Genomic DNA, 12,554 nt, shown 5'->3' on the forward strand with positions numbered 1-12,554 from the left:
AAGCTAAACCTGAGTTTGATCCAATTCTTTTACGCCCAGTAGATGATTTAGAACTAACTGTTCGTTCTGCTAACTGTTTGAAAGCAGAGTCGATTCACTATATCGGTGATCTAGTACAACGTACTGAAGTTGAACTTCTAAAAACGCCTAACTTAGGTAAGAAGTCTCTAACTGAAATCAAAGATGTGCTTGCATCACGTGGACTGTCTCTAGGCATGCGCTTAGAAAACTGGCCACCAGCAAGTCTAATCGAAGATTAGTATTAAACCGATTCACGAATAAATAAGGATTAGGTTATGCGCCATCGTCAAAGTGGACGTCAACTTAACCGAAACAGCAGCCACCGTCAGGCTATGTTTCGTAATATGGCAATCTCTATTGCTACGCACGAAGTTATTAAAACTACAGTGCCAAAAGCAAAAGAATTGCGTCGTGTAATTGAGCCATTAATTACATTAGCTAAAACGGATAGCGTTGCTAACCGTCGTCTAGCATTTGCTCGTCTTCGTGATGATGCAGTAGTGGCAAAATTATTTAATGAACTAGGTCCTCGCTACGCGACTCGTCCTGGTGGTTACACTAGTATCATTAAATGTGGTTTCCGTACTGGCGATAAAGCTCCAATGGCTTACATCCAGTTTGTAGACCGTCCAGTTGTAGCGGACGAAGAAGCGTAAGCTTCTTTATAGTTGCAATAAAAAAGCCGAACTTATGTTCGGCTTTTTTGTGTCTGAAATTCAAACTACCTTATATTAGTAAGATAGTTTGTTGTACTTAAAGGTACTCGTCTAATCGCGCCTGCACGGCTTTATTAATTACTTCCGCTAACTTATCAAAGCAAGCTTGTCGTGCACTGTTATTGCGACTTAACAGTACGATTTTACGTGATGGTACTGGTGGTTCAAACGGGATATATTTTACACCAGCCTGATAACGATTTAACGGTATTGCCAGTTGAGGCAGCAAAGTAACACCGTTGTCTGCACTGATCATATGACGTAATGTTTCTAAACTCGTTGCTTTAAAGCTATTATCTTCAATCGCACCTGCAGCAAAACAGAATCCTAACGCTTGATCGCGTAAACAATGCCCATCGGCTAACATTAATACATGTTCACCGCTTAGCTCTTGTAAATTAATATGGCGTTGATTAGACCATGCATGTTTATCAGATAATGCGAGTTCTAGTGGCTCATCGTAAAGTACTAGTTGTTTAAATTGTTCCATATCTGGCATTAACGCTAACATTAAACAATCTAATTCACCTTCTTCTAACTGTTTGATCAGAGTCTGGGTTTGATTCTCATGTAGATATAACTCTAAATCAGGGAATGCTTCTTTCATTACTGGAACAATTAATGGGAGTAAGTAAGGAGCAACAGTTGGGATCAGACCAATATGTAATGTGCCTCGCATCGGCTCATTATGGCTCTTTGCAATCTCTTTTAATGACTTGGCTTCCAATAGAATTGTTTTCGCTTTCGCTACGATATCTAGGCCAGCAGGTGTGAAGATAACCTTTCTTGAAGATCGTTCCATTAATTGAACATTAAGCTCTTCTTCTAATTTTTTAATTTGACCACTTAATGTTGGTTGACTGACAAAACATCTATCAGCGGCTTTTCTAAAATGTTTTAATTCTTCTAAAGCAATCAGGTACTCGAGATCTCTGAAATTCATAACATTAACCTTACACAATATATAATACTTTTATCGTACCATATCCAACTACTCGTGTTACTGGATTATTTACCGGTCCAAGTAAATACAAATACATCTTGTTCTTTATGATTTTTATTCTTGGCATGTTTCCTGCTTTTCTATAGCTGTGCAACAATTTATTGGCAGGAGCTATTATGAAACACTTTTTACAACGCATGACAGAGCAACAAGGGATCACCACGACTATGATGTGGATGTGTGTGAGTTGTGCTGTTTTATTAGTTATCCCTAGTTCATTATTTTCTCTCAATAACTCTGATCTATTACCCGCTTCATATGCACCTTACATATGGGTGTTAACCCTATTAACTGGCTGTTATCTATTGACTCGATTGTTATCATTTTCATTCTCTGGGTTAAAAGAGTATTACATGAACCAGCGTTTAATAGTGCGTAGAAACAAGATGATCCGTCAGTTAGACTTTGAAGAAAAAGCCTTATTACGAGAGTTTATTATTCAACGTAAAACCGTATTGGCTTTGCCACTAACGGAACCCGCGGTGAGCAATTTATTAGCTTCTGGTGTACTAGCGCCAGCTTTTGAAACACAAGAAATTAAGGGAAGCAGTCGTATTATCAAACTGTCTATTGCCATTGAAGCAAGAGAGCACTTAACCCACAAGGTAATAGGATTACCTGTTGGAAAATTGACAGAGACTGAAGCGGAAGTATTAAAAGCAGCTCGTCCCCAATATGCTCGTAATAACTATATATCGCTGAAGTAAATCCTCTCTTTATCCTCGCTTTAAAGCAGTGTTTTGAAAACGCTTTTTTGACACTGCTTTAGCCGAGCTCAAACTTTCTATATAATAAACTCTTTTATAACTTCTTTGTGTGAGAGAGTATGACTCCTGAACGTTTTGCCCGTATTACTTCCATGTTAAACCGCCGTCAACCTGACCTAACCGTTTTTATGGAACAGGTGCACATGCAACATAACTTAGCTGCTATCGTTCGTACAGCCGACGCTATGGGTATTAATAATGTGCATGCTACGTGGGATATAGATTCAACACGTATTTCGCGAAATGTTGCGTCAGGTAGTCAGAAATGGGTTAATGTACATTCTCATGATACGGTACAAGATGCGGTCGCTGTCATGCGCGAACAAGGGATGCAAATAATTGCGACTAATTTATCGGATACTGCCATTGATTTCCGAGAAGTTGATTACACGAAACCAACAGCTATTTTAATGGGCCAAGAGAAGTATGGTATTAGTGATGAGGCATTAGCCTTAGCTGACCAAGATGTAATTATTCCAATGGTTGGCATGTGTCAATCATTGAATGTATCGGTCGCATCTGCATTGATTATGTATGAAGCACAACGTCAGCGTGAAATAGCTGGTATGTATGATCAAGTTTGCCGATTACCTAAAGAAGAGCAACACCGTATTTTATTTGAAGGTGGTCATCCAATTTACCGTCAATTGTGTCGTGAAAAAAGCTTACCTTATCCGCCACTTGATGAAGAGGGCCAAATTGCCGCTTCTGAAGACTGGTGGAATGCTATTCGCGGACGTAAATAATTAAAGGGAGCGGTTAATGAGCTTATACCAAGACCGTTTATTGACGGAAGGCATACGTATCATTGAAAAAAGTACTCCATCAGACCAATTTCATGCCGATTACGCTGAGCTAAGCTTTGAACAAGCTTTAACTAAACGTACTAAATTAGCTGAGTTACGTTATCAAATTGCGCCTGTTTTAAAGCACTTTCAACAACTGTTTACTGTATTTTGCGGATTGTTGAGTATTCTGTTTTTTATTTTAGGTGCATCTAGCGTGTCACAGCTTTTAGTTAATCAAAGTAATTCACAGATTAACTTTTTTTGGGCTATCGTATTGTTTCTTGCTCCTAATCTATTATCACTTATCATATGGCTGTTTGTATTTTTCAAACCTGGTGCATTGAGTTCATCTTGGTTAGCAAACGTAAGCCTGTCACTTATTTCATTATTAGATAAGTTACTGCATAAAGCTCATGATCAACACCCTTATTATACGTCGCTGTTTCGTTATTATTTTGAGCATCAATTCGGTGCTTATTTTGGACGTGCTCGTTTATCTTTAGTGAGCCACTTATGGTGGACTTGTTATTTATTGGGCGCCACCTTGTCTCTGTTATTGGTATTAGCGACACATCAAGTGGACTTTATTTGGCAAACCACTATTTTAAGTGAAAGTGTGTTTACTCAAATTACGCAACTATTAACGACTCCGCCTCATTTTTTAGGGATCACTGTACCGAATGCCAATGATGTGGCACAGGCAAGTATTGGTGCGATCAACTCTCTAAGTTCTGCTCAACAAAGCAGAGTGAGTTGGGCTAATTTATTAATTTTTAGCTTAACGGTTTACGCATTGTTGCCTCGCGTTATGTTGATGCTATTTTTTAAACACCGAGTGAAATCTAAAAAGAGGCAGTTTCAGGTTAACTTCTCTTTACCTTATTATGTGCAATTAAAAGGGCAATTACAGCCAGTCAGTAACCGTTCTTTTATTAGCGACCCTGATTCAGAGGGCCGTGATAGTGTTGACTTGGCCGATCGTCATGACTTGGTAAGAAATAGTCGCTTTCCAACTGATGCTTTACCACTCGCCATTGAGTTAAATAGCGCTTTATTAAGTAAGGTTCGTGGACAGATTGATCCCATTTATTCTGTTTCATTAATCAACGTCATCGATGGACAGACTCAACAGCAAGCAATCTCTTTGATTAGTGATTCTAACGTCAATGATTTAGCTTTGTATGTAGATATAAAGCGTGTACCTGATCGAGGCTGGTTAAGCTTTGTGAAGAAGTGTAATACAGATCCTTCAATGATGATTTATTTGGTTATTTTAGGAGAGGTTATTCTACTAGAAGATGAGAGAGCTTCGCTCCGGTTTAAGGATTGGATTGAAATGGCTGCACAGGCAGGTATTGATGCAAGTCGTATCACCTACAAGCAAATCAATGAGGTTGAAAGTGAATAAACAATTATTATCAGTTGCAGTAGTAGGTCATGCGAATACGGGTAAAACTTCTTTAATTCGCACCTTGTTACGTGACGCTAGCTTCGGTGAGGTTGCTGATAAAGCGGGCACTACACGCCACGTTGAAGGCGCTGAAATCCGTGTTGATAACAATCAAAACTTAGTGATTTATGACACACCTGGATTAGAAGATTCGATTAATTTGTTGCAAGTGATTGATGGGCAATCACACCAAAATGATGGTGTGGATCGCTTACTCTCTTTTATTCAACATGAAGTTAACTTCCCTGAATTAAGCCAAGAGCTTAAAGTATTAAAGGCATTGTTAAGCAACGATATTATTTTTTATGTGGTAGATGTACGTGAGCCTATTTTAGGAAAATACCGCGATGAATTAAAAATATTAAGTTATGCGGCTAAACCTATTATCCCAGTATTAAATTTTATCGACTCACCGGGAGCAGATGTTGCAGCATGGCAAGCACAATTGGCACGTTTAAACCTACATGCATTTGTGAGCTTTGATAGCGTAGTATTTCGTTTTTCTGATGAATTAAAAATCTATCAAAAGATGCAGACCTTATTGGCTCACAGAGAACAGCAACTTGCGCAGCTTATTGAGCAACGTAAACAGCAATGGCAAGAAAGGGAGGTTGCTGCACAACAACTTATTGCACAGTTGTTAGTAGAAGCAGCAGCTTGTCGTTTCAAAGTCGATAATAATGAACAAAGCATTGAAGTATATAGTGAAAAATTGCAATCACGTATTCGTCAGTTGGAAAGGCAAACACTAACGCAATTATTAGCACTTTATCAGTTTAAACAAGATGATATTGACCAGCATGATTTGCCGATTCAAGAGGGACAATGGGAGTTAGACCTTTTTTCTTCTGATAATTTACAAGAGTTTGGTGTTAAAGCGACCAGTAACTTTGTAAAGGGAGCGGGGGTTGGTGTCGCTGTTGATTTGGTTGCCGCTGGTATGACTTTAGGTGCTGCTGCTTTAGCGGGTGGTGTTGCTGGCGTTTTATGGGGGGTGAAGCAACGTTACTATGATGAAATTCAAGCCAAGGTTACCGGCCATCGTTATCTATGTGCCGATGACTTAACATTACAAGTGTTATGGGCAAGACAGTTGAGTTTGTTACTTGCACTACAACAACGTGGTCACGCTAGCATGACTAAAGTTTCATTAGCTACTGTTCAGTCAGATAAAATAGAGCTGCCTAAAAAGTGGGGAAAATGGTTACGTAGAGCACGGCAGCACCCACAATGGTTGGCCTCTAATAATAGTGACCAACCTCTGTTAGCAGATAAAAAACAGCTTATCATCGAGCAAATCACCACCGCTTTAGCGGCGATCAGTGAAGGCAAAGTAGCTGATTAAACGATACAAGCTTAGAGCAAGTCTGAAATAGAAATACCTAAACCAACGGTATTAGTATATTCATTATATTCAATCAAGCTGTTGCCATACCCAGAGGTTACTTGTAAGTAACCTTTTACTTTCCCATAGAGTGGGAAGCTCCATGCTGCTTCAACTGTGCCTTTACTAAAGCCACTTTCTATATTGTTTTGGCTAGTGAATGAATACACATGTTCATTATGTTTATAGGCAATAATCACCTTACCATGACCGTAATAATCTAATAGATCGGGGTTATCATCATCTGAGCTTGCTTCTTCTAGTCGATACCAAGGGTTGATCGAGATAACTAGGTTTTGGCGATCAAAGATAAGATTACTCTCAATGCGATTCCAACTACGCGAGCTTGGTTCTGACTTGCCATTAGATTGATGCACAAAGCCAATGCTTGCGGCTTTAAAACGCCAACTAGAGCCTAAATTTTTATCGGCATCCCAGATTAAAAAAGCTTCTGGCTCATAGTTTGTTTCACGGAAGGGGGATGATGAGGCAGTATTATAAGCTTGCCATAATGACCGTTGTGTATAAGCCACATAACCTGAGATAGGCAAATCACCTATATTATGAAATAAAGGCATTTTGAAACTAATTTGAAACTTCACCTCTAAGCGTCGATACGTATTACCATCATTCTGATATATATCATAATCTTGGATTTTATCGTTAAAAGATAAGGGTAATAAATAGTTAGGTTTATGCGGTATAATTGAAAAATTAACCAGTTCACTAATTGCCTCATCTTCTAATCGCTCATCGATGGCATTTGTTTCTGGTAACAAGGTAACATCATCTTCAATAGGCTCTACGAGTGGCTCTGTTTCAGCCAATGCAAAAACATTCCATGTTGTTATGAAGATAAAAAAAATAAAACGCATACTTATTCCCTTAAATAAAAGATGCATACCACAAAGTTTATGTATTACATTATCGTTAATGTTGGTTCAGTCTAAACTATTATAAGTTTACGTATAGATTATTAAGCTTATAAGTTGCTAGGATTCAAAATGAAATTAAATAAAATTCCTCTATCAGCACTAAAGGGTGTTGGTGCAAAAGTAGCTGAAAGATTGAGTAAAATAGGCTTAAACTCAGTTGAGGATATGTTATTTCATTTACCTTTACATTATCAAGATCGCACTCGAATTTACCCTATTAAAGCAATCAAAGATGGGATGCAAGTGAGTGTGCAAGGTGAGGTAGTCAGTTGCCAAGTTCAGTTTGGGAAACGTCGTATCTTAAAGTGTAAAATAAGCGATGGTGAAGGCATTGCCACACTTAATTTTTTTCACTTTAACGCAGGGCAAAAAAACAGTTTTAAAGAAGGGCAATGGATCCAGTGTTTTGGAGAGTTTAAGCGAGGTTATCAAGGGTTAGAGGTCACTCATCCCGATTATTCCTTGGTGAGTGAAAATACTACTGTTTCCATGGCAGAAGCATTAACACCGATTTATCCAACAACCGAAGGGTTAAAGCAAAATAGCTTACGTCAATTGACTGAACAAGCGTTGCAGCACCTACAACAAAACCAAGTTGAAGAGTTAATTCCTACCGCCTTATTAACCCATCCAATTAGTCTATTTGATGCGCTAATGACGATCCATAGACCACCTCCATCGGCGAGCATTGAACAATTAGAAGATCGTTCTCATCCTGCTCAACAACGATTAATTATTGAGGAATTATTAGCTCAACAAATTAGTATGTTGGTGCTGCGCAGCCAAGCGCAACAGCATCAAGCGCCAGCATTGAGCGCCACAGGTGCATTATCGAATAAATTACTTGCCAATTTACCTTTTACACCGACCGGTGCTCAGCAACGAGTTAACCATGAAATTCAGCAAGATCTGATAAAAAGTGTGCCGATGATGCGCTTAGTACAAGGTGATGTTGGGTCAGGTAAAACGTTAGTGGCTGCATTAGCGGCATTAACCGCCATTGAAGCCGGTTATCAAGTTGCATTAATGGCACCTACTGAATTATTAGCTGAACAACATTTACTGAACTTCCAAGGTTGGTTTGAACCATTGGATATTAGAGTTGGTATGCTGTCAGGTAAAATGAAGGTAAAAGAGAAACGTGACCAAACTGAGAATATTACATTAGGTTTGTCGCAAATGGTGGTAGGCACACACGCTTTATTTTCTGATAACGTGAAGTTTCATAATCTGGCATTAATCATAGTTGATGAGCAACACCGTTTTGGTGTTGACCAACGTTTATCGCTACGTGAAAAAGGCATTAATAATGGTTTAGTACCTCATCAGTTAACCATGACAGCTACACCAATCCCTCGTACCTTAGCAATGACAGCTTATGCTGATTTAAGTGTTTCTATTATTGATGAGTTACCCCCAGGTAGAACACCTATCCAAACTGTTGCTCTTGCTGACTCTAGACGTGAGGAAATTATTGAGCGAGTTTATCAAGCCTGTAAAAATGAAGGACGTCAGGCTTATTGGGTGTGTACATTGATTGAAGAGTCAGAAGCGTTGGAATGCCAGGCAGCTGAAGATACGGCTAATGAATTACAGTTAGCGTTAACTGATTTACGCATTGGTTTAGTACATGGTCGAATGAAGGCTGCTGAAAAGCAATATGTGATGGATGCGTTTAAAGCCGGAGAACTTGATTTACTGGTAGCAACGACAGTGATTGAAGTGGGTGTTGATGTACCGAACTCTAGTTTAATGATTATTGAAAACCCTGAGCGTCTTGGTTTAGCACAGCTACATCAATTACGTGGGCGTGTCGGCCGTGGTGACGTTGCGAGTCATTGTGTCTTATTGTACAAATACCCTTTGTCTAAAACAGCACTAAAGCGCCTTAATGTACTTAGAGAAAGTAATGATGGTTTTTATATTGCAGAGCAAGATTTAGCGATTCGAGGCCCTGGTGAAGTGTTAGGCACAAAACAAACGGGCGTTGCGGATATGAAGATTGCGGATCTGTTAAGAGACCAAGTGCTAATTCCACAAGTACAGCAATTAGCATTAACGCTAATTCAATACCATCCTGAATATATTAAACCGCTGGTGGAACGTTGGTTGGGCGATAAGCCAGTTTATGCGCAAGTCTAATTGTGAACCGCTTATATCAAAAAGCCTCGCTTATTTATATAAGCAAGGCTTTTTGGCGGTATTACTAAATGATTAAAATAGGGTTAATCAGATAGATTAAGCTCTTTGAGTTTACGTGTGAGTGTATTACGACCCCAACCCAATAACTTAGCAGCTTCATGTTTTTTACCTTGAGTGTGTTTTAATGCGCTTTGTAGCATTATTTTTTCAAACTCAGGTAATAGTTGCCCTAAAATATTACTTTCACCATTTTTTAGTTGTGCATCAGCCCATTTCTTTAAGCTTTCTTGCCAAATAACTGGCTCGCCTTCTTGTTGAGGTACTTCCTGCTCACTTAACTCTGGAGGTAGGTCACTAATATGCACTTCCTGACCACTAGCCATCACCGTTAACCATCGACATATGTTTTCTAATTGACGAACATTACCCGGCCAAGGCAAGTCACTTAAATAGTTAATCGTTGCTTTTGTCAGTTGCTTACTTTCTACAGTTAGCTCGTTGGCTATGTTTTGTAAAAAGTGGTTGGCTAATAAAGCAATATCTTCACGACGCTCTTTTAACGCAGGTAACTGTAAGCGGATAACATTTAAACGGTGGAAGAGATCTTCTCGAAAATCGCCACTTTGTACTTTTTTCTCAAGGTTTTGATGAGTTGCTGCAATAATACGTACATCTACTTTAATAGCTTGATGCCCACCAACACGATAAAACTGTCCATCGGCTAATACACGCAATAGACGTGTTTGCACATCCAATGGCATATCTCCAATTTCATCTAAGAATAGTGTGCCACCATCAGCCTGTTCGAAACGACCTTGGCGATTAGCTGCAGCACCTGTAAAAGCACCTTTTTCATGTCCAAATAATTCAGCTTCGATCAGCTCTTTTGGGATCGCTGCCATATTTAAGGCGATGAAGGTTTCATTCTTTCGAGGGCTATGTTTATGTAAAGCTTGTGCAACCAACTCTTTACCAGTGCCTGATTGACCGTTAATTAATACACTCATACTTGAACGAGATAAACGTCCAATTACACGGAAAACTTCTTGCATCGCTGGCGCTTCACCAATGATTTCTGGTGTAGCAATAGGCTGTGTATTAGGCTTTCTTTGCTGTTTCAGCTCTTTACTATGGTTAAGTGCACGTTTGATTAGATCTGTTGCTTCATGGATATCAAAGGGTTTAGGTAAGTACTCAAAGGCACCACTTTGATAAGCATTTACAGCACTGTCTAAGTCTGAATGTGCGGTCATAATAATGATCGGTATCAGCGGGTAACGTTGATGTATTTTTTGCATCAACTCTAAGCCATCTATGCCAGGCATACGCACGTCAGAAATAATAATCTCTGGTTGTTCAATCAGCAGTTGTTGCCATAAACATTCTGCATCAGGGAAGCTAGCATGTTCAATATTTTCTGCTTTTAATGTGCGTTCTAATACCCAGCGAATGGCGTGGTCATCATCTACAATCCAAGCGGCCATTATAGCTCCTTATTTTTTATTATTATATTTAACGTTAAATTGGTAAAAACACAGAGAATTCTGTTTTGCCTTTACTACTTTTAAATTCAATTCGTCCATGATGTTGCTTGATTAATTCTTGGGCAATGGATAACCCTAAACCTGTACCGTCTTTACGTCCAGTGACCATCGGATAAAAAAGAGTGCTACGGAGGTGCATTGGAATACCAGGCCCTGTATCTGTTATTTTTATCTCTGTCGCTAAACGCTGTGGTAAACCATTAATGGTTACTTGATGCGCAGTGCGTGTACGTAAAGTAATGGAATGATTTTCTGGCAGGTCCTGCAATGCTTGTACCGCGTTTTGCACTATGTTCAAAAATGCTTGCTGTAGCTGATCGGGTTGCATTTCAAAATCTGGAATACTCGGATCGTAATCAATATTCAGAGTAATATTATCTGGGATATTGAAGCTCACTAGTTTACGTACTTTTTCTAATACCGAATGAATATTATGGATACTTTTAGCGCCCGGTTTTTGTGGGCCTAGTAATCTGTTTACTAGTGCACTGAGTCGATCTGCTTGTTCAATGATGATTTGCGTGAATTCTTTAAGATCTGGGTTAGGCAGCTCTGCTTCTAATAATTGTGCTGCTCCACGTAAACCCCCTAATGGGTTCTTAATTTCATGTGCTAAACCACGTACTAGCTCTTGTGCTGCTTTTTGTTGATGCTCTTGATAATGTACTTGGCTAATGCGTTTCTGTTGTTCGATACAACGCATTTCTATCAGTATGTATGGTGTGGCTTTAGTGTCAATATAACTCGCACTTAAATCGATAAGTAGCGGGCTGCCATCAATTAACAGTGTTGTTTCGTTTTCAGTAAATGAAGATTCTTCTAATAATAGGTTTTCTATCGACTCCGGTGAAAAGTGAAATTGCTCGGCGATAGCTTTTAAGGTCTGACCATATAATCGCTGTTTACTTTGCGATAGCAATTGCTCACTAGCTGGATTTGCATAGATCAGAGTTAATGAAGAATCTAAAGCTACAAATGCTGTTTTTGCTTCTTCAAGAAAGGTAGAGATAAGATCGAGACTAGGTTCTTTTTGCATATATTGGCAATCTACTTAATGGATATACGTTGTAAATGAATCGTAACAATTTGTGTTTTTGCTAGTACTTTTCCATCTTCATCAAGTAAGTGTGCTTGTACTTGGTGTGTGCCTCGGTCGACATTGAGTGCTCTGATGGTTGGTGACATTTGTGGAGATCCTAATGCTTGTCCATCTAAATATAATTGTAGCAACTGTGTGCTTTCTTTTTCTGGTGTTGTTTTGACATTAATTTCCAATGTGCCTTCATTGCTGCGAATAGCAGTATCATCTTGTGGATAAACAATTTCGGCCTGGTATTGAACTGCTGCTTTTTTATCTTTACCTGTTTCTTGTTTATTTTTGTTGGCAGGATTTACTGTGCGAGTATCAATAGGGTCTTGATTGGAAACAAGGTTTTTATTTTCAACTGTTATTTGTGGTGTTCCTGGAGGAGCGGTATCTGCAAAATGTGTTTTGCCTTGGCTGTCCACCCAACGGTATATTTTTGTTTCAGCAAAGGAAAGCGTGGAATAGGTGCAAAGTAATAATGTTAAAAATGTAGTTAATTTCATAATCTAAACCTTAATAGTAAATACTTGATTGTCGAATAGCTAAAGGATTAAGACAATAAAAAAATTTACTGTAAACGAGGTTATTCTATAAATGTTAACCTTTGCTCATATAATGAGGTTATTCAATGTAACAGTGGTCTGCATTTTCTATTGATAATTTTGCTTAGTTTTTATATGAAAACGTTAAAATAAAAGGAGTGAGCAACAGCCCACT

The 12,554-nt window shown here is 38.8% G+C and carries 12 protein-coding genes; 7 read left to right on the forward strand and 5 right to left on the reverse strand.

Features of this window, described 5'->3' with window-relative positions:
- Together OW492_RS11380 and rplQ are read left to right on the forward strand one after the other, a co-directional pair.
- On the forward strand, positions 1-260 hold a 260-nt coding region (locus OW492_RS11380), incomplete at its 5' end, for a DNA-directed RNA polymerase subunit alpha C-terminal domain-containing protein (RefSeq protein WP_290040072.1).
- A gap of 36 nt (positions 261-296) precedes the next feature.
- Positions 297-677 carry a 50S ribosomal protein L17 gene (gene rplQ, locus OW492_RS11385; protein ID WP_028869287.1) on the forward strand — a complete coding sequence of 127 codons (381 nt, stop codon included), beginning with the start codon at positions 297-299 and terminating at the stop codon, positions 675-677.
- A gap of 97 nt (positions 678-774) precedes the next feature.
- Here the strand turns inward: rplQ and oxyR are convergent, their stop codons facing one another.
- Positions 775-1,680 (reverse strand): DNA-binding transcriptional regulator OxyR, encoded by a 906-nt coding sequence (oxyR, locus tag OW492_RS11390; protein WP_290040073.1) that lies wholly within the window; start codon positions 1,678-1,680, stop codon positions 775-777.
- A 176-nt stretch (positions 1,681-1,856) separates the two neighbouring features.
- On the opposite strand from oxyR, the gene OW492_RS11395 reads away from it, so the two are divergent.
- From OW492_RS11395 to OW492_RS11410, 4 genes are all read left to right on the forward strand, one after another.
- The gene (locus OW492_RS11395; protein ID WP_290040074.1) at positions 1,857-2,447 is read left to right on the forward strand and encodes a superinfection exclusion B family protein; all 591 of its coding nucleotides are present in this window, start codon (positions 1,857-1,859) and stop codon (positions 2,445-2,447) included.
- A gap of 119 nt (positions 2,448-2,566) precedes the next feature.
- On the forward strand, positions 2,567-3,253 hold the full coding sequence (trmH, locus tag OW492_RS11400) for a tRNA (guanosine(18)-2'-O)-methyltransferase TrmH (RefSeq protein WP_290040075.1): 687 nt from the start codon (positions 2,567-2,569) through the stop codon (positions 3,251-3,253).
- A 16-nt stretch (positions 3,254-3,269) separates the two neighbouring features.
- Positions 3,270-4,703, forward strand: coding sequence for a DUF2868 domain-containing protein (locus OW492_RS11405; protein WP_290040076.1), 1,434 nt, complete (start codon positions 3,270-3,272; stop codon positions 4,701-4,703).
- The gene (locus OW492_RS11410) at positions 4,696-6,090 is read left to right on the forward strand and encodes a GTPase/DUF3482 domain-containing protein (RefSeq protein WP_290040077.1); all 1,395 of its coding nucleotides are present in this window, start codon (positions 4,696-4,698) and stop codon (positions 6,088-6,090) included. Before OW492_RS11405 ends, OW492_RS11410 begins: the two co-directional genes overlap by 8 nt.
- Positions 6,091-6,101: 11 nt before the next feature.
- Here the strand turns inward: OW492_RS11410 and OW492_RS11415 are convergent, their stop codons facing one another.
- Entirely contained in the window at positions 6,102-7,004 is a 903-nt protein-coding gene (locus OW492_RS11415; protein ID WP_290040078.1) for a phospholipase A, read from the reverse strand.
- A gap of 129 nt (positions 7,005-7,133) precedes the next feature.
- Here OW492_RS11415 and recG point away from each other — a divergent pair, with 129 nt between their 5' ends.
- Entirely contained in the window at positions 7,134-9,206 is a 2,073-nt protein-coding gene (gene recG, locus OW492_RS11420) for an ATP-dependent DNA helicase RecG (RefSeq protein ID WP_290040079.1), read from the forward strand.
- 83 nt (positions 9,207-9,289) lie between these two features.
- Here recG and glnG read toward each other — a convergent pair whose 3' ends face one another.
- From glnG to OW492_RS11435, 3 genes are read right to left on the reverse strand one after another with little or no spacing between them, the layout of a single operon-like run.
- Entirely contained in the window at positions 9,290-10,690 is a 1,401-nt protein-coding gene (glnG, locus tag OW492_RS11425) for a nitrogen regulation protein NR(I) (RefSeq protein WP_290040080.1), read from the reverse strand.
- Positions 10,691-10,724: 34 nt separating this feature from the next.
- Entirely contained in the window at positions 10,725-11,786 is a 1,062-nt protein-coding gene (gene glnL, locus OW492_RS11430) for a nitrogen regulation protein NR(II) (RefSeq protein WP_290040081.1), read from the reverse strand.
- 11 nt (positions 11,787-11,797) lie between these two features.
- Positions 11,798-12,340 (reverse strand): DUF4124 domain-containing protein, encoded by a 543-nt coding sequence (locus OW492_RS11435; protein WP_290040082.1) that lies wholly within the window; start codon positions 12,338-12,340, stop codon positions 11,798-11,800.
- Between the last annotated feature and the right edge of the window lie 214 nt (positions 12,341-12,554).

This window comes from Psychromonas sp. 14N.309.X.WAT.B.A12 (genome assembly GCF_030397575.1).
In the GTDB taxonomy this organism is placed as follows: Bacteria; Pseudomonadota; Gammaproteobacteria; order Enterobacterales; family Psychromonadaceae; genus Psychromonas.

Coding starts and splice junctions, on each gene's coding strand:
- rplQ (WP_028869287.1), top strand. CDS start 297: ATGCGCCATCGTCAAAGTGGACGTCAACTTAACCGAAACAGCAGCCAC.
- oxyR (WP_290040073.1), bottom strand. CDS start 1,680: ATGAATTTCAGAGATCTCGAGTACCTGATTGCTTTAGAAGAATTAAAA.
- OW492_RS11395 (WP_290040074.1), top strand. CDS start 1,857: ATGAAACACTTTTTACAACGCATGACAGAGCAACAAGGGATCACCACG.
- trmH (WP_290040075.1), top strand. CDS start 2,567: ATGACTCCTGAACGTTTTGCCCGTATTACTTCCATGTTAAACCGCCGT.
- OW492_RS11405 (WP_290040076.1), top strand. CDS start 3,270: ATGAGCTTATACCAAGACCGTTTATTGACGGAAGGCATACGTATCATT.
- OW492_RS11415 (WP_290040078.1), bottom strand. CDS start 7,004: ATGCGTTTTATTTTTTTTATCTTCATAACAACATGGAATGTTTTTGCA.
- recG (WP_290040079.1), top strand. CDS start 7,134: ATGAAATTAAATAAAATTCCTCTATCAGCACTAAAGGGTGTTGGTGCA.
- glnG (WP_290040080.1), bottom strand. CDS start 10,690: ATGGCCGCTTGGATTGTAGATGATGACCACGCCATTCGCTGGGTATTA.
- glnL (WP_290040081.1), bottom strand. CDS start 11,786: ATGCAAAAAGAACCTAGTCTCGATCTTATCTCTACCTTTCTTGAAGAA.
- OW492_RS11435 (WP_290040082.1), bottom strand. CDS start 12,340: ATGAAATTAACTACATTTTTAACATTATTACTTTGCACCTATTCCACG.